We start from the raw sequence: 16,090 nt of genomic DNA on the forward strand, positions 1-16,090 counted from the left end.
GACGCGCCATGACGAACGGCACAGACACCAACCTCACCCTCATCTTCGCGGAAGAGCTGGCCGCGATCACGCCCGCCACGCTGACCGAGCGCGATCACGCCCAGCTCGACTTGCTGGTGTTCGACTATTTCGGCGTCGCCTATGGCGGCGCGTCACGGCCCTGGATCGCGGCGCTGCACCGCTGGGCGGAGCGTTATCGCGGCACCGGGCCGGCACGCATCATCGCCAGCGACATCGAGGCGACGCCCGAGGTGGCGGCGTTCGTGAACGGCGCCGCCGGCCATTCCTTCGAGCTCGACGACACGCACGAAGCCTCCATGAGCCATCCCGGCGCGGTGGTGATCCCCGCCGCGCTCGCGGTGGCGTCCGAGACCGGCGCCTCGGGGCGCGACGTGCTCGCCGCCGTCGCCGCCGGCTACGAGGCCATGGCGCGCATCGGCATCGCCGCCCGCGCCGAGCGCGTGATCGCTGCCGGCCATCATCCGACCGCCGTGTTCGGCGTGTTCGGCGCGGCGGTGGCGGCGGGCAAGCTGAAGGGCTTCACGGCCCCCCAGATCACCGCTGCCTGGGGCCACGCGCTGTCGCTCTCGGCCGGCTCCATGCAGTTCTCGCAGGAGGTGAGCGGGGCGGAGGTGAAGCGCCTGCATGCCGGCTATGCGGCGCGCGCCGGCGTGCTCGCCGCCGAGGTCGTGGAGGCGGGCGTGCCCGGGCCGACGCGCGGCCTCGACGGGCGCTACGGCTTCCTTGCCCTCTACGGCCACGATGCGGTGCCGGAGGCGCTGACGCGGATGGGCGCGCGGGGCCTTGCCATCCACGACATGAGCTTCAAGCCCTATGCCTGCTGCCGGCTGCTCCATTCCATGATCGACGGCCTGCGCACCACCACCTGCGGCTTCGCCGTCGCGGATGCGGAGATCCGCGCCGTCCTGGTGCGCGGACCGGGCAAGCTCGCCGAGCAGCACATGGTGCGCCGTCCGGATACCCCCATGGCGGCGCAGTACAGCATGCCATTCACGGTGGGCGCGGCGCTTGCCTTCGGCCCCGACCGCTACGACGCCTACGAGCCGGACAATCTTTCCGACCCGCGCATCCTCGCCTTCGCAGACCGGGTCGAGGTGGCCCACGACGCGGCGCTGGAGGCGGCCTATCCGGAGCATTTCGGCACCGAGGTGGAGGTGACGTTCGCGGACGGCTCGACCCGCACCGAGCGCGTGCTCGACAGCCTCGGCACGCCGGTCAATCCCATGACCGTGGAGGCGCTGCGCTTCAAGGCCCGGGGCCTGATCGGCGCACGGCTGGACGAGGCTGCGTTCGAGCGCCTCGTGAACGAGGTCGCGGCCCTCAAGGGGGCGCCGAATGTCGGTCCGCTCCAGGCGGCGGTGGCGAAATGACCCTCACCACGCCGCTGCGCGACCTGGTGGTCCTCCAATGGGGCCGACGGCCGGCGGTGCGCGCCTGCGGCAGCCTCCTCGCCCAGGTGGGCGCGCAGGTGACGGCGTTCGGGAGCGTCGATCTGGACGACGGCTTCGGCGCTTTCACGGAGACGGTTGCGGACACGCCGGAGGCCCGCCTCGCCGCCTTTGCGCGCGCCAACGTGGTCCTCCTCTGCTCCGATCGGGCCGATGCGCCGCCTCCGCCGCCCCGGCGGGCGGAGCAGATCGTGTGCGACATCACGGTGGACGGCGATCCCGCGCACGGCCACTGGATCGAGCCGTTCCTCCAGGCTGCGACCGGCATCGCCGACATCACCGGCGTTGCCGGCGGGCCGCCGGTGATCTGCGGCGGGGCAGTGGTGGAGATCCAGGGTGGCATGCTCGCCGCCTCGGGAATCCTCGCCGCCTGGCGCACCCGCGCCGCCGCGGGCGTCGGCCAGGAGATCGGCCTCAGGCTGGTCGATTGCGGGCTCAACAACCAGTCCACCTTCCTGCCGCTGGTGTTTGCCGGCCGCACGCCGCAGCGCTCCGGCAACCGCCACCCCATGGCGGTGCCGTGGAACAGCTACCGCGCGGCGGACGGCTGGATCCTCCTGTGCTCGGCCACCGACGAGCATTGGGCGAAGCTCACGACGCTCATGGGCCGGCCCGAGCTCGCCAAAGGCCGGTTCGAGAAGCTCGCCGACCGCATCGCCCATTGCGACGCGGTGGATCGCGAGGTGGAGGCCTGGACCTCGACGCTTTCGGTGAAGGAGTGCATCGCCGCGCTCAACGGCGCGAACCTCGCCGCCGGGCCGATCCTCGACATCGAGGGATTGCGGACCGACGAGAACCTCGCCTTGCGCGGCACGCTCTCGCAGGAACCGCGCCCGCGGCCGCTCTCCTTCGTGCGGACGGATGTCTCGGCGCAGCCGCCGCCCGGCCGGCCGGAGCCGGCGCAGCATCGCGCGCGGCCGCTGGAGGGCATGCTGGTGCTGGAGATCGGCCAGTACACCACGGCCCCGGTCGCCGCCAAGCAGCTGGCGCTTCTGGGCGCACAGGTGCTGAAGATCGAGCCGCCGGGCGGGGAGGCCTCGCGGGCCTGGCCGCCGCACCAGGACGGGCAGGGCTACTTCTTCACCATCAACAACGCCAACAAGCGCAGCCTGATGCTGGACCTGCGCGCCGAGGACGGCCGCGCCGCCTTCGCCGCGCTCATCGGCCGCGCCGACGTGCTGGTGGAAAACCTGAAGCCCGGCTCGCTGGCGCGGCTCGGCTTCGACACCGAGGCGCTCACGGCGCTCAATCCGCGCCTCGTCTATTGCGGCATCTCGGGGTTCGGAGCCCTTTCCGCCTATCCCGGCCGGCCCGCCTTCGACACCGTGGTGCAGGCCATGTCGGGGCTGATGGACATCACGCGGACAGGCGAGAAGCCGGTGAAGCTCGGCATCTCGGTGGCGGACGTGAGCGGGGGCCTCGCCGGGCTGTTCGCGATCCTGTGCGCCCTGGAGCAGCGGCGGCGCACCGGGCGCGGCTCGGCCATCGACCTCGCCATGCAGGACGTGGCGGTGTTCCTGACCCAGGCCGCGTGGAATGGTGGTTCAACCGACCGGCATTGCGTCATCGCCTGCGCCGACGGCCATGTGGTGGCCGGCGTGGATGCCTCGGTTCTTGCCGATGCCGTCGAGATGGCCGCCGGCACGACCCGCGCGGCCCTGGTGGAGGTGCTGGCGGCGCGTGGAATCGCCGCTGTTCCGGTGCGCACGCTCACCGAGATCCGCAACGATCCGGCGATCGTCGGCGAAGGCGCGGTGGCTCTCTATGAGGGGACGGACGGCAAGACCTGGCCGCTGTTCCGCTCGCCGTTCCGCTTCTCCGGCATGACGCCGGTGCCGCTCGCCGCCATCGGCGCGCTGGGCGAGGCGAATGCCGACCTTCCCGCCGTGCCGGGCGGAAGCCTGCGCGGCGCGGCGGAATAGCCGGCGCCCCGCCGCGGCCGCCCGCGCGCCGGACGGCCCTTTCCCGGCGCCGGGCGCCCGAGAGGCCACATCCCTCCGCGCGATCCGCGTCCGGCAATCTGCCCATCCATAAAACGCCGTTCTAATTTACGCAACGAGCGCGGTTGCATCAACCGCTGCCGGACGGAGGAAGAGCGTTTGATTGCAACGTATTCATATCTATTTTGATATTTTATATCGCACGTAAAACGAGTATAAAAACCTATTGACATAAGTTTATGCTATTTCCTAGGCTGATCCCAATGGATGTGGTCATTCCCAAGTACTCGATGATCAAATCGGTCATCGAACAGCGCCTTGAGCGTGAATATGCTGTCGGGGACCAGCTTCCGACGGACGACGAGTTCTGCAAGGAGTTCGGCGTCAGCGTCATCACCATAAGAACGGCCCTGTCTCTGCTGGCGGACGAAAGCATCATCAGCAGGCATAGGGGGCGCGGAACCTTCTATCGGGGCCCCCGCGTCAAGAGGACGGATGCAAAGCCCAGCCAGTTGCTGCAATCCCTTCTGAGGGAGCAGCCCAAGGGCTTCGCCAAGGTCGAGTTCGCCGGCCACGCGCCGGCCACGCCCCACGTGGCGGACACCCTCGGCGTGCCGGTGGGCGCGCCGGTGGTCGCCATCGATCGCGTCGGCTTCTCGGACGGTGAGCCGGTGATCTTCATCTCCGCCTACCTGCCCCGGGAGGTGGGCGACATCGTCCTGAAGAACATCGCGCTCCTGGAGCGCCGCACGCTGGGCGAGGTGGTGAAGGAGGTGGCCGGCATCGAGATCGCGAACGTGGTCCAGACCATCGCCGCGACGCTCGCCGACCCGCGCTTCTCCCGGCACCTCGGCATCGCGGTCGGCGCGCCGGTGCTGGAAGGCGATCGCACCTACATGGATGCGGCCGGCCGTCCGGTGATCCTGAGCCTTGCTTTCTACCCGGCGAACCGCACGCGGTTCGTCGTCAATCTGAGCGGCATCTCGGCAGCAGACTGAGAGCCGCAAACCTTCCCAGAACCAGATGTTCCAGACAGAGGGGTTGTCATGCGCAGGATCTTGCTTCCCACCCTGGCGATGCTCGTCGCCTTCGCGGCGCCCGCCGCGTCGCAGGCGCCATCCGGCGCGGTCACGGTGGTCGTGCCCTTCACCGTGGGCGGCCTCAACGATCTGACCGCCCGCTCGGTGGTGGAGAAGATCAAGGGCCAGTTCCCCGGCGGCATCGCGGTCATCAACCGCACCGGCGCGGGTGGCTCCATCGGCGTCACCGAGATCGTGCAGGCCAAGCCCGACGGCACCGTGATCGGCCTCGTGCCGACCCCGGCTTTGCTCGACCAGCCGCAGATGAACGCGCTGCCCTACAGGGGGCCGCAGGACTACACGCCCATCGCCAACACGGTCACTTACTACCAGCTGCTGGCGGTACGCGGCGACGCGCCATGGAAGGACATCAAGGAATTGATGGCGGCAGCGAAGGCCGCGCCCGCCAAGCTGCGCTTCGGCTCGTCCGGCATCGGCACCGCCTCCCACCTCAACCTCGCCCAGCTCCAGTCGGCCTCCGGCATCAACGTGGTGCACGTGCCCTTCTCCGGCTGGGCCGAGGGCTCGGCCGCCCTCCTCGGCGGCCATGTGGACACGCTCATCATCAATCCGGGCGAGGGCCGCCAGCTCACCAATGCCGGGCGCATCCGCATCCTCGCCGCGTTCCAGCCGACGCGCAGCCCCTATTATCCGGACGTGCCGACCTTCAAGGAGATTGGCTACGACATCGGCGTGAACCTCTCCTTCTCCTTCGTCGGGCCGAAGGGCCTGCCGGCGGGCGTCACCGACTTCTACGCCAAGGCCGTCCGCGCGGCGGTGGATGACAAGGCGTTCCAGGACTTTGCCAAGGCGCGCGAGATCGAGGTCAACTACATGGACAGCGCCCAGCTCGGCGCGTTCTTCGACAAGGAGTTCAAGGAGCACACGGCGCTGCTTGATAAGCTCGGCCTGTTGAAGAAGTGAGATGGCCACCCGCCTCCTCGGCGCCGGCATCCTGCTGCTCGGCGCCCTCTACCTCGCCCTGGCGGCGCAGCTGCCCATGCACACTCTGGCGGGGCCGGGCGCCGGCTTCTTCCCGGTCGTCGTCGGCATCCTGCTGATCGCCAGCGGCGTGGTCGCGGCGCTTGCCCGCGGCGCGCTCCAGGTGGAGCCCACCTCGCGGGTGGGCCTCGCCAAGGTGGCGGCCACGCTCGCGTGCCTGTTCGCCTTCTGCGCGCTGCTGCCGATCCTCGGCTATCTCCCAAGCGCGATCCTGCTGTCGGTGGCGGCGCTGCGGCTGTTCGGCACCTCCTGGATCTTGAGCCTGCTGGTGGGCGCCGCCCTGGCGGCGTCGACCTGGGCGATCTTCGTGCCGCTGCTGGGCCTCACCCTTCCGGCCGGGAGCCTGTTCTCATGAACGTCCTTCGTCCTGTCGCCGGGGAGGCGCGGCCATGGAGATGATCGCCGGCCTTGCCCACGGCTTCTCGGTGGCGGCGCTGCCCGCGAACCTGCTGGCGTGCTTCATCGGCGTGGCGCTCGGGTCGCTGGTGGGCGTGCTGCCGGGCATCGGCCCCAACGCCGGGATGGCGCTGCTCATCCCGCTCACCTTCGCGCTGCCGCCGGAGGCCGCCATCATCATGCTGGCGGGCATCTATTACGGCTCCATGTACGGCGGCTCCACCACCGCCATCCTGCTCAACGTGCCGGGCGAGGCGGCCTCGATCATGACTGCCGTGGACGGCTACCAGATGGCGAAGAAGGGCCGGCCGGGACCCGCGCTCGCCATCGCCGCCATCGGCTCGTTCGTGGCCGGCACGCTCGGCATCGTCGGCATCATGCTGGTGGGGCCGTGGCTCGCCGAGATGGCGCTCCAGTTCGGTCCGCCGGAATACTTCGTGCTCGCCGCGGCGGGCCTGGTCTTCCTGTGCGGGCTCTCCACCAACCCGTTCCACATCGCCTTCATCATGGTCGGGCTCGGGCTCGCCATCTCCACCGTGGGCATCGACCCCATCACCGGAACCCAGCGCTTCACCTTCGGCTTCACCCAGCTCGCCCAGGGCATCGACCTCGTGCCGGTCATCATGGGCCTCTACGGCATCGCCGAGGTGCTCTCCATGATGGAGGAGGGCGAGCAGAAGGCGCGCCTCACCAAGGTGCGCTTCCGCGATCTCCTGCCCTCCTGGCAGGAGGCGAAGATGTCGTTCTGGCCGATCCTGCGCGGCAGCGGGCTCGGCTTCCTCATCGGCCTCGTGCCGGGGCCGGCCACCGTGGTCTCCTCCTTCCTGTCCTACCGGGTGGAGAAGCGTCTCTCGCGCACGCCGGAGCGCTTCGGGCACGGCGCCATCGAGGGGGTGGCCGGCCCGGAGAGCGCCAACAACGCCGCGACGGCGGGGGCCATGGTGCCCATGTTCTCGCTCGGCATCGCCTTCTCGCCCGCCACCGCCATGCTGCTGGCGGCGCTGGTGATCCACGGCGTGCAGCCGGGGCCGATGTTCATGCTCAACGCGCCGGACGTGTTCTGGGGCGTGATCGCCAGCATGTATATCGGCAACCTGCTGCTCCTGATCCTGAACCTGCCGCTGGTGCATGTCTTCGTCTCGGTGCTGAAGCTGCCGCAGAACGTGCTGGCGGCGATGGTGATGATCCTGTGCCTGGTGGGCACCTATTCCATCAACAACAGCCTGCTCGACATCTGGATCATGGTGATCGCGGGCGCGGCCGGCTACGGGCTGCGCAAGCTCTCCATCGATCCCTCGCCGCTGGTCATAGCCCTGGTGCTCGGGCCGATGATCGAGAAGGCGCTGCGCCAGACCATGTTCCTCGCCAACGGCGAGTGGGGGCTGATCGTGACGCGGCCCATCTGCGTGGTGGTGGTGGCGGCGATGGTGCTGCTGTTCGCCACCAACGCCTTCCTGAAATGGCGCCGGCGCCTGCCGGCCGGTGCGGCGCTTGACTGAGCGGCCTCATCCTTTCCGACCAACACCAAGAACTGCCCGGAGTGACGTTCAAATGGCTGAGATCAAAGGTCTGAAGGTTCTGTCCTATTTCGACTGCCCGGGCGGCGGCCAAGTCTATGTGAAGGGCAACTACTGCTACATCGCCCACATGGACGCGCCCTACGGCACCACCATCGTCGACATCTCGGACCCGGCCAACCCCAGGCAGGTGCACCACATCTCCATCCCCAAGGGGGTGCACTCGCACAAGGTGCGGGTGGAGAACGACATCATGCTGGTGAACTGGGAGTGCCCGCCGCCTTACATCCTCGACGAGAACTTCCAGGGCGGCCTCGCCATCTATGACGTGAAGGACCCGGCCAATCCGAAGCAGGTCGCGTTCTGGAAGACCGCCGGCACGGGCGTGCACCGCTTCGACTTCGACGGGCGCTACGCCTACATCACGCCGGAGGTGGAGGGCTATCACCTCAACATCATGATGATCATCGACCTCGAGGACCCGGCGAACCCCAAGGAGGTGGGGCGCTGGTGGATGCCGGGCCAGTGGGTGGCGGGCGGCGAGACCCCGGACGAGGGCTACCGCATGACCTGGTGCCACCAGGTTCTGCGCCGGGGCAACCGCCTCTATGTGGCCTACTGGCACGCTGGCATGGCGATCCTCGACATCGAGGACATGTCGAAGCCGAAGCTCATCTCGCGCCTGCGCTACAACCCGCCCTTCACCCACCCGACCCACACCGCGCTGCCCATGCCGTTCAAGCTCGCGGGCCGCGACATCCTGCTGGTGGCGGACGAGGACGTGCGCAAGACCAAGCCCTCGCCGCCGCCCTTCCTGTGGCTGGTGGACATCACCGAGGAAGAGTATCCGACCATCGTCTCCACCTACCAGATCGAGGGGCTGGAGGCCGTGAACATGCCGGAGTTCAGCGGCTGCCATCAGCCTGCGGAGCAGGTCTACGGCACCGAGATCCCGGTCGCCTGGTTCGCCTATGGCCTGCGGGTGGTGGACGTGAAGAACCCCCATGCGCCCAGGGAGGTGGCCTATTTCGTGCCGGACCCGCCGGAGGGCTTCGACCGGCCGGGCACCAACGACGTCTTCCTCACCGAGGAGGGCCTCATGTACGTCATCGACCGCAACCGCGGCATGCACATCCTGAAGCGGGACTGAGCGTCCGCCCGGATCGGGGGGCCGCAGCCCGCTGCGTCGCCGACCGCCGTCATGGCCGGGCTCGCCCCGGCCGTCCCGCCGATGTCTTGGGAAGAGGAGGGGCGACGTGGAGCCGACGCCGCGCAAGTTTGGGGTGCTGTTCCCGCCCGGCAACGTGACCATGGAGCGCGAGCTGCCGCCGCTGCTGCCGCCGCACGTCTCCATGCATACGAACCGCCTGTCGCGGCCGGATTCCTCGCTCTCGTCGGCGTCCCTCATGGCGATGGCGCAGTCGCTGCCGCGCGCCGCGCGCGACCTGGCCCAGACCTATCCCGAGATCATCGTCTATGGCTGCACCAGCGGCAGCTTCCTCGGCGGGGAGAGCGACGCGGACCTTGCCGCCGAGATCGAGACGCTGACAGGCATCCCCGCCGTCACCACCTCCACGGCCGTGCATCGCGCGCTCGCCGCGCTGGGGATGGGGCGAGTCTACATGGTCACGCCCTATCCCGACGACATCAACCGGGAGGAGGCGGCCTTCCTCGCCCGCCACGGCGTCTGCGTGACGGCGTGGGACACGTTCGGCTGCGGTTCGAGCGAGGAGATCCGCCGCATCTCCTCGGACGCCGTCGCCGAGATGGTCACGCGCCACGCGGAGGAGATCGCGGGCTGCGACGGCGTCTTCATCAGCTGCACCCAGCTGCTCACCTGCGACCGCATCGCCGATCTGGAGGCACGGCTCGGCAAGCCGGTCGTCTCCTCCAACCAGGCCTCGCTCTGGGCAGCGCTCGACCACATGAAGGTGGACGCCTCCGGGCGCGGCGGCGGGCGCTTGCTCGATCGCCTCGGAGCGGGATAAAATCCAACGATTATCGGATCTTGGTCATGTGCTGCTTCTACGAATACGAGGACGGAAACAAGTATCGCCCGTTCGTCCCCGCCTCCCACGTGGTGCGCGAGCGCACGCGTGCGGAAGAGGCGCGGATGCCGGGGGAGAAGGTGCCGGAAGCCTCCTGGGAGGCGTTCTTCAGCCCCGCCTGCGCGGCGATCCCCTGGGCTCATTTCGAGCGCATGTTCCGTGCCCGGCAGAAGGCGGTGGGCCTCATCGCCATGAAGGCCCCCGCCCGCCGCCCCATGCGCGCGCCCATGGGGTTCAAGGCGGTGGAGGTGTGAGAAGGCCCGCCCGCGCGGCGGAGATTGCTGCGGCTGCCCCATCAGCCGCCGTCGTGCTCCGGCTTGACCGGAGCACCCGTTCCTCCGCGCGGTGGCGTCCCGGCGCAGTGGCCATGGGCCCTCCGATCAAGTCGGAGGGCGACGGCCGGATGGGAGGCTCCCCGCCCTTGCTCACACCGTGTAGTTCAGCGCCGCGCGGCCGCCGTCGATGAAGATGGTCTCGCCGGTGATGTAGCTCGACTTGTCGCCGGCGAGGAACGCCACCGCGTCCGCGATCTCGGAAGGCTCGCCGATGCGCCCGAGCGGGGTGCGCGAGAGCACGCGCTTCATGGCCGCCTCGTCGGCGGCGACCCCGCGCATCATGTCGGTCATGATGGAGCCCGGCGCCACCGCGTTCACGCGGATGCCGTGGGGCGCCAGCGCCAGCGCGCTCGCGCGCGTCACCTGGGCGACGCCGCCCTTGGAGGCGCAATAGGCGGTGATGGCCGGGATCGCCATGATGGAGTTGATGGACGAGAGGTTGACGATGGCGCCCTTCGCCTTCGCCGCCACCATGCGCCGCGCCACCTCCTGGCTCATCAGGAAGGTGCCGACGAGGTTCACGTCCAGCACCTTGCGGAACGCGTCCAGCTCCAGCGAGAGGATATCGCCGGACAGCGTGATGCCGGCATTGTTCACCAGCACCGTCACCGTGCCGAAGGCGGCCTCGGCGGCCTCCACCGCCGCCTTCACGTCCTCTGGCTTCGAGACGTCGCAGGCCACCGCCGCGGCCTTGTCGCCGAACGCCGCGGCCGCCTTCCCCGCCTCTTCCAGCTTCACGTCGGCGATGGTCACGCGCGCGCCCTCGGCGACGAGCGCGGCGACGCAGGCGAGGCCGATGCCCTGCGCGCCGCCGGTGACGATGGCGGACTTTCCTTCAAGCGTCATGGGAATGGCTCCGATGTGGCCCGCCGCGTCGGCGGATGGTGGTTCAAGGCGGCCTCAGCGATCCTCGCGCCGCGCCGCCTCGGGTGAGACGTAGCCCGCCGCGATATCCCGATCCACCGCCGCGCCGTCGCGCTCGGCGGGCGGGCCGAAGCCGCCGCCCCCGGGCAGGTCGAGCCTGAGCTTCCGGCCGGCCGGCACGTGCTGGCGACCCTTGCCCTTGAGCTTGGTGCCGTCGTCGAGCGCCACCCGGCCCGGCGCGCCGTCGGCGCCGCCGTCGCGGCCGCGGGCGGGATTGTCCACCCGGTCGAACATGGCGTTGAAGTGGAAGTCGTAGCCGTCCGCCGCGCCGATCTCGATGGTCTGGCCGAGGCCGCCGCGCTGGCGCCCGGCGCCGCCGGAATCGGGCCGCAGCTCCTTGCGCCAGACGACGATCGGGCCGACCTGCTCGGTCGCCTCCACCGACATGGTGTGCACCCCGCTCGGGAAGGCGGTGGCGCTCATGCCGTCGAGGGTCGCGCGCGCGCCGGTGCCGCCGCTGTTGAACATGAGGATCTCGGCGCCCGCCGGCCCCTCCACGTTGGCGCCGGGGAGGCGGCGGGCGCTGATGTGGATGTTCCACAGCGCGCCCGCGCCCTCGGCCGGGATGCGCTCCGGCAGGCACTTGTGGAGCGCGCCCAGCACCAGGTCCGGAACCATGTGGCCGATCACGTGGCGGATCGCCACCGGCGCCGGGTCGCGCGCGTTCAGGATCGAGCCGGGCGGCGCCGTGACCTCGAACGCCTCCAGCGAAGCGGCGTTGTTCGGAACCATGGGCGCGAGCGCGCATTTCAGCCCGTAGCAGGCATAGGCGCGGGTATAGACCAGCGGCACGTTCACGCCGAACGGGCTCTCGCCTGAGGTGCCGGAGAAATCGGCAAGAATCTCCCCGTCGCCCATGTCGAGCGCCACCTTCAGCGTCACCGGCGCGTCGTAGCCGTCGATGCGCATCTCGTTCTCGAACCGTCCGCGCGGCAGGCCCTTCAGGCAGGCGCGGGTGGCCTCGCGGCTGCGGTCGAAGATGAAGCCGGCGAGCTGCTCCAGGTCGTCGAGGTGGAATTCGTCCATGGTGTCCATGAGGCGGCGGTGGCCCACCTCGTTGCAGGCGGCGAGTGAGAAGATGTCGCCCACCGTCTGCTGCGGTGTGCGCACATTGGCGCGCACGATGCGGATCAGGCCCTCGTCCACCTCCCCGCGCGCGGCGAGCTTCATGATGGGGATGCGCAACCCCTCCTCGAACACCTCGCGCCCGTCCGGCCCGAAGCCGCGCCCGCCGATGTCCACCACATGGGCGGTGCAGGCGAAGAAGCCCACGAGCCGCCCGGCGCGGAAGGAGGGCGTCACCACCGTGATGTCGTGCAGGTGGCCGGTGCCCTTCCACGGATCGTTGGTGATGTAGACGTCGCCCGAAAAGATGTCGTCGGGGCCGATGTCGCGGATGAAGTGGGCCACCGCCTCGGCCATGGCGTTCACGTGGCCCGGCGTGCCCGTGACCGCCTGGGCGAGCATGCGCCCTTCCGCCTCGAAGATGCCGGCGGAGAGGTCGCCGGCCTCGCGTACGCTGGTGGAGAAGGCGGTGCGCACCAGGGTCTGCGCCTGCTCCTCAACCACCGCGATCAGGCGGTTCCACAGGATCTGGAAGTCGACTTCGCTCAGCTTGTGCATGGCTCAGACCGCCTCCCCGGCGCGGGTGCCCGATGAAGTCTCGCTGACCTTCGCCCGGCGGTCGAGCCTGAGCGTGCCGTCGGTCTGCATCACCGCCCGGAAGGCGGAGGTGACGATGGTGGAGGTCTCGGCCTCGACGATCACCGCCGGTCCCTCGGCGACGGCGCCGGGCGCCATGGCGGCGCGGGCGACGACCTTGGCCGCCACGAAGTCGCGCGCGCCGGCGTCGAAGATGCGGCGGGTGCCCGCCACCGGCGCCGGCCCGGTGTCGGGCGGCGGCGCGGCGCGCGGCACCTCGGGCTCGGGCGTCGCCGCGCGCACCGACCACGAGACGATCTCCACCGCCTGCCCGGCGATGACGCGGCCGAACAGGCGCTCGTATTCCGCTTCGAACCGCGCGCGCAGCCCGGCCGCGCAATCGGCCGCGAACGGCGCGTCGGGCAGGTCGACCGGAATCTCCCAGCCCTGGCCCACATAGCGCATGAAGGCGCGCAGCGAGAATTCCGGCGCCGTGTCCCCGGCGCCGCGGGCGACGAAGGCGGCGGCCTCGCGCTTCATCTCGTCCACCACCGCCTGGAGCGCGACCGCCTCCGCCTTTTCGAGGCGCAGGTGGCTGGAGCGGACGGTCTCGTAGCCGAACGGGGTCGCCAGGAAGCCGATGGCCGAGCCGACGCCCGCGCCCGGCGGCACCAGCACGGTATCGACGCCCAGCTTCTCGCCCACCCGACAGGCGTGGATGGGCGCGCCGCCGCCGAAGGCGATCATGGTGTAGGTGGCAAGGTCGCGCCCGTTCTCCACCGCATGGGCGCGGGCGGCGTTGGCCATGTTCTCGTCCACCACCTCGCAGATGCCCACCGCCGCCTGGTCCTCCGGCAAGGCGAGCGGCGCGGCGACGTGGTCGCGCATGGCGTCGGTGGCGCCCGGCACCGAGAGGGCGATCGAGCCGCCGGCGAAGGCGTCCGGATCGAGCCGGCCCAGCAGCAGGTTGGCGTCGGTGACGGTGGGCCTCGTGCCGCCGCGCCCGTAGGCGGCGGGGCCGGGCTCGGAGCCGGCGCTCTCCGGGCCGACGCGGATCTGGCGCATCACGTCCACATGGGCGATGGAACCGCCGCCGGCGCCGATCTCCACCATCTCGATCACAGGGATGGAGATGGGCATGCCGCTGCCCTTCTTGAACCGGTAGGTGCGCGCCACCTCGAAAGTGTCGGCGGCCTTGGGGCGCTGGTCCTCGATCAGGCAGATCTTGGCGGTGGTGCCGCCCATGTCGAAGGAGAGCACCCGGTCGAGCCCGTGCGCCTTGCCGTAGCGCGCCGCGAAGATGGCGCCGCCCGCCGGCCCGGATTCCAGCAGCCGCACGGGGAACAGCGCCGCGTCCTCCACCGACATGAGGCCGCCGCCGGAATGCATCATGAAGACCGGACAGGCGAGGCCGATCCCGGCGAGGCAGCCGGCGAGGCGCTTGAGATAGCCCTCCACCATGGGCTGCACATAGGCGTTGGCGCACACGGTGTTGAAGCGCTCGAACTCGCGCATGCGCGGCGACACCGCGCTCGAGAGCGAGACTGCGACGCCGGGCATCGCGGCGCGCAGGATCTCGCCGGCGCGCTTTTCGTGGGCGCCGTTGGCGTACGAGTGCAGGAAGCCCACCGCGACGCTCTCATAGCCGCCGGCCTTGAGGCGGTCCGCGAGCGCCTCCACCTCCGCCTCGTCGAGCGCCTTCAGCACCTCGCCGTGGGCGCCCATGCGCTCGCCGAGGGTGAAGCGGTCGGCGCGGGGGATCAGCGGGGCGGGCAGGACCATGTTGAGGTCGTACTGCTCGAAGCGGTTCTCGCGGCGCATCTCGATGACGTCGCGGAAGCCCTCGGTGGTGACGAGGGCGGTGCGGGCGCCGCGCCGCTCGATCAGCGCGTTGGTGACGAGAGTGGTGCCGTGGATGACCCCGCGCACCGCCTCGGGCCCGACGCCGGCCGACGCGAGCACGAGGCGGATGCCATCGAGGATCGCCCGCTCGGGCGCGGCATAGGTGGTGAGTACCTTGCTGGAATAGAGCTTCCCGCCGAGCTCCAGGGCGGTGTCGGTGAAGGTGCCGCCGATATCCACCCCGATCCGCCCGTCCGCCGATTTGGTCATCTCATCCCCTCGCGCGACGGACGGCTCGCACCGGCCGGACAGCGGACATAAAATTCCAATATTTGGAACAAGTGTTTTGAATTCTGGCACCGATCCCGATGCGGCGCAAGCGCCCGCACGACCGTGCGGGGACGGTCCGGAGGCCGCCGCGCGGTTGCGCTGGGGCCGGAAATTCCGATATATGAAACGCAAGGATCGCATGGCGCCCCACGGGCCGCCGCAGGATGGTCCATCCGCGGAAAGGCGCGGCGCGCGCCGCGGGGCCAGGAGGAGCCGCTGATGCCTGAGCGACTGGATGCGACCCTTTCCAAGGGCATGCTGGTTCTGGAGGCGCTCTCCTCGTCGCCGCGCCCGCTCGGCATCTCCGACCTCGCCGCCAGGCTCTCGCTCAACAAGTCGAACGTCCATCGCCTGGTGCGCACGCTGAAGGCGCTCGAATATCTGGAGCAGGAGCCGGACCGCACCTATCGCTGCACCCTGAAGGTCTGGAAGCTCGGCAATTCCGTCATTGGCCACATGAACCTGCCCGCCATCGCCGGCCCCGCCATGCACGCTTTGGCGCGGCTCTCGGGCGAGACGGTGCACCTTTCCGTCATCGACGGCATCGACGTGCTCTATGTGGAGAAGGTGGACAGCGCGCGCTCGGTGCGCGCCTATTCCGAGCGCGGCGGCACCGCGCCGCTCCATTGCGTCGCCACCGGCAAGGTGCTGCTGGCGTTCAACTACGAGCTGCTGCGCCCGCGCCTGTCGGGCAACCTCTCGCGCCAGACCGCGCGCACCATCACCACCCTGAAGGCGCTCGACACGGAGATGGAGACGGTACGCGCGCGTGGCATCGCCACCAACATCGCCGAGTATCGCGACGACGTCACCGGCGTCGCCGCCCCGGTGCGCGATCCGGAAGGGCGCGTGATCGCGGCGGTGGGCGTCTCCGGCCCGCTCAGCCGCCTGACGCGCCAGCAGATCCGCAAGATCGGCCCGGCGGTGGCGGAGGCCGGCCGGCGGATCAGCGAGGCCGTGAACGCGGGGCGCCCGCTGTGAGCGGGGAGAGGGTTTCCCGCCCGGGACGCGCCGGCCGCTTGAGCGCGCCGTTCCGTCGTGCCAAAATACTGAATTATCGTTTCACATATCAGAACAATGGCGCGCCAGGCCGCGCCGCGAGGAGGCCCGCACCATGACCGGCAAGCTGAAGATGGGCGTCAAGGAGCTGCTGGAGGAGGCGCGCGCCGCCATCACCGAGGTCGAGCCGGCCGAGGCGATCGCGCTCGCCTCGGACCCCGAATGGCTGGTGGTGGACATCCGCGACGTGCGCGAGCGCCAGCGCGAGGGCTATATCCCCGGCGCGTTCCACTGCCCGCGCGGCATGGTGGAGTTCTGGATCGACCCGGAAAGCCCCTATTTCAAGAAGGAGTTCGGGGAGGGCAGGAAGCTGCTGTTCCACTGCGCGCTCGACTGGCGCTCGGCGCTCACAGTACACCTGCTCCAGCGCATGGGGGTGGAGGACGTGGCCCACATCAAGGGCGGCTTCAAGGCCTGGAAGGAGGCCGGCGGCCCGGTCGCCACCGACCCGCCGCGCTGAGCTTTCGCCGCCGCGCCCGTTGCCCTACACAGCGGGCGGAACCTCCAG

14 protein-coding genes are annotated in these 16,090 nt (G+C 70.0%); 11 read left to right on the forward strand and 3 right to left on the reverse strand.

What is annotated here, in order from left to right; translation table 11 throughout:
* The first annotated feature begins 8 nt into the window (after positions 1 to 8).
* The 9 genes from V5F67_RS08305 (at position 9) to V5F67_RS08345 (ending at position 9,705) form a co-directional block, all read left to right on the forward strand.
* On the forward strand, positions 9 to 1,391 hold the full coding sequence (locus V5F67_RS08305; RefSeq protein ID WP_394021279.1) for an MmgE/PrpD family protein: 1,383 nt from the start codon (positions 9 to 11) through the stop codon (positions 1,389 to 1,391).
* Positions 1,388 to 3,391 (forward strand): CaiB/BaiF CoA-transferase family protein, encoded by a 2,004-nt coding sequence (locus V5F67_RS08310; protein WP_394021278.1) that lies wholly within the window; start codon positions 1,388 to 1,390, stop codon positions 3,389 to 3,391. Before V5F67_RS08305 ends, V5F67_RS08310 begins: the two co-directional genes overlap by 4 nt.
* A 281-nt stretch (positions 3,392 to 3,672) precedes the next feature.
* Positions 3,673 to 4,407, forward strand: coding sequence for a GntR family transcriptional regulator (locus V5F67_RS08315; RefSeq protein ID WP_394021277.1), 735 nt, complete (start codon positions 3,673 to 3,675; stop codon positions 4,405 to 4,407).
* A 48-nt stretch (positions 4,408 to 4,455) separates the two neighbouring features.
* Positions 4,456 to 5,412, forward strand: a complete 957-nt coding sequence (locus V5F67_RS08320) for a tripartite tricarboxylate transporter substrate binding protein (RefSeq protein ID WP_394021276.1) — start codon at positions 4,456 to 4,458, stop codon at positions 5,410 to 5,412.
* Position 5,413: 1 nt separating this feature from the next.
* On the forward strand, positions 5,414 to 5,845 hold the full coding sequence (locus V5F67_RS08325; protein ID WP_394021275.1) for a tripartite tricarboxylate transporter TctB family protein: 432 nt from the start codon (positions 5,414 to 5,416) through the stop codon (positions 5,843 to 5,845).
* 34 nt (positions 5,846 to 5,879) lie between these two features.
* Positions 5,880 to 7,385 (forward strand): tripartite tricarboxylate transporter permease, encoded by a 1,506-nt coding sequence (locus tag V5F67_RS08330; RefSeq protein ID WP_394021274.1) that lies wholly within the window; start codon positions 5,880 to 5,882, stop codon positions 7,383 to 7,385.
* A 52-nt stretch (positions 7,386 to 7,437) separates the two neighbouring features.
* Positions 7,438 to 8,553, forward strand: a complete 1,116-nt coding sequence (locus tag V5F67_RS08335; protein WP_394021273.1) for an LVIVD repeat-containing protein — start codon at positions 7,438 to 7,440, stop codon at positions 8,551 to 8,553.
* 106 nt (positions 8,554 to 8,659) lie between these two features.
* Complete coding sequence (locus tag V5F67_RS08340; RefSeq protein WP_394021272.1) at positions 8,660 to 9,391, forward strand: maleate cis-trans isomerase family protein; 732 nt, start codon at positions 8,660 to 8,662, stop codon at positions 9,389 to 9,391.
* Between the two features lie 26 nt (positions 9,392 to 9,417).
* On the forward strand, positions 9,418 to 9,705 hold the full coding sequence (locus tag V5F67_RS08345) for a hypothetical protein (protein WP_394021271.1): 288 nt from the start codon (positions 9,418 to 9,420) through the stop codon (positions 9,703 to 9,705).
* Positions 9,706 to 9,876: 171 nt separating this feature from the next.
* On the opposite strand, the gene V5F67_RS08350 is transcribed toward V5F67_RS08345, so the two are convergent.
* The 3 genes from V5F67_RS08350 to V5F67_RS08360 are packed head-to-tail and all read right to left on the reverse strand — an operon-like array spanning position 9,877 to position 14,463.
* Positions 9,877 to 10,632 carry an SDR family NAD(P)-dependent oxidoreductase gene (locus V5F67_RS08350; protein ID WP_394021270.1) on the reverse strand — a complete coding sequence of 252 codons (756 nt, stop codon included), beginning with the start codon at positions 10,630 to 10,632 and terminating at the stop codon, positions 9,877 to 9,879.
* Positions 10,633 to 10,686: 54 nt separating this feature from the next.
* The gene (locus V5F67_RS08355; protein ID WP_394021269.1) at positions 10,687 to 12,333 is read right to left on the reverse strand and encodes a hydantoinase B/oxoprolinase family protein; all 1,647 of its coding nucleotides are present in this window, start codon (positions 12,331 to 12,333) and stop codon (positions 10,687 to 10,689) included.
* A gap of 3 nt (positions 12,334 to 12,336) precedes the next feature.
* Complete coding sequence (locus tag V5F67_RS08360; protein ID WP_394021268.1) at positions 12,337 to 14,463, reverse strand: hydantoinase/oxoprolinase family protein; 2,127 nt, start codon at positions 14,461 to 14,463, stop codon at positions 12,337 to 12,339.
* 279 nt (positions 14,464 to 14,742) lie between these two features.
* Here V5F67_RS08360 and V5F67_RS08365 point away from each other — a divergent pair, with 279 nt between their 5' ends.
* Both V5F67_RS08365 and V5F67_RS08370 read left to right on the forward strand, forming a co-directional pair.
* Positions 14,743 to 15,504: an IclR family transcriptional regulator gene (locus V5F67_RS08365; protein ID WP_394021267.1), complete on the forward strand. Its 762-nt coding sequence runs from the start codon at positions 14,743 to 14,745 to the stop codon at positions 15,502 to 15,504.
* A 133-nt stretch (positions 15,505 to 15,637) separates the two neighbouring features.
* Complete coding sequence (locus V5F67_RS08370) at positions 15,638 to 16,042, forward strand: rhodanese-like domain-containing protein (protein WP_394021266.1); 405 nt, start codon at positions 15,638 to 15,640, stop codon at positions 16,040 to 16,042.
* Positions 16,043 to 16,090 lie beyond the last annotated feature (48 nt).

Origin of the sequence: Xanthobacter pseudotagetidis (assembly GCF_043194795.2) — a bacterium.
GTDB classification, from domain to species: Bacteria; Pseudomonadota; Alphaproteobacteria; order Rhizobiales; family Xanthobacteraceae; genus Xanthobacter; species Xanthobacter tagetidis_A.

Coding starts and splice junctions, on each gene's coding strand:
- V5F67_RS08305 (WP_394021279.1), top strand. CDS start 9: ATGACGAACGGCACAGACACCAACCTCACCCTCATCTTCGCGGAAGAG.
- V5F67_RS08310 (WP_394021278.1), top strand. CDS start 1,388: ATGACCCTCACCACGCCGCTGCGCGACCTGGTGGTCCTCCAATGGGGC.
- V5F67_RS08315 (WP_394021277.1), top strand. CDS start 3,673: ATGGATGTGGTCATTCCCAAGTACTCGATGATCAAATCGGTCATCGAA.
- V5F67_RS08320 (WP_394021276.1), top strand. CDS start 4,456: ATGCGCAGGATCTTGCTTCCCACCCTGGCGATGCTCGTCGCCTTCGCG.
- V5F67_RS08325 (WP_394021275.1), top strand. CDS start 5,414: ATGGCCACCCGCCTCCTCGGCGCCGGCATCCTGCTGCTCGGCGCCCTC.
- V5F67_RS08330 (WP_394021274.1), top strand. CDS start 5,880: ATGGAGATGATCGCCGGCCTTGCCCACGGCTTCTCGGTGGCGGCGCTG.
- V5F67_RS08335 (WP_394021273.1), top strand. CDS start 7,438: ATGGCTGAGATCAAAGGTCTGAAGGTTCTGTCCTATTTCGACTGCCCG.
- V5F67_RS08345 (WP_394021271.1), top strand. CDS start 9,418: ATGTGCTGCTTCTACGAATACGAGGACGGAAACAAGTATCGCCCGTTC.
- V5F67_RS08350 (WP_394021270.1), bottom strand. CDS start 10,632: ATGACGCTTGAAGGAAAGTCCGCCATCGTCACCGGCGGCGCGCAGGGC.
- V5F67_RS08355 (WP_394021269.1), bottom strand. CDS start 12,333: ATGCACAAGCTGAGCGAAGTCGACTTCCAGATCCTGTGGAACCGCCTG.
- V5F67_RS08360 (WP_394021268.1), bottom strand. CDS start 14,463: ATGACCAAATCGGCGGACGGGCGGATCGGGGTGGATATCGGCGGCACC.
- V5F67_RS08365 (WP_394021267.1), top strand. CDS start 14,743: ATGCCTGAGCGACTGGATGCGACCCTTTCCAAGGGCATGCTGGTTCTG.
- V5F67_RS08370 (WP_394021266.1), top strand. CDS start 15,638: ATGACCGGCAAGCTGAAGATGGGCGTCAAGGAGCTGCTGGAGGAGGCG.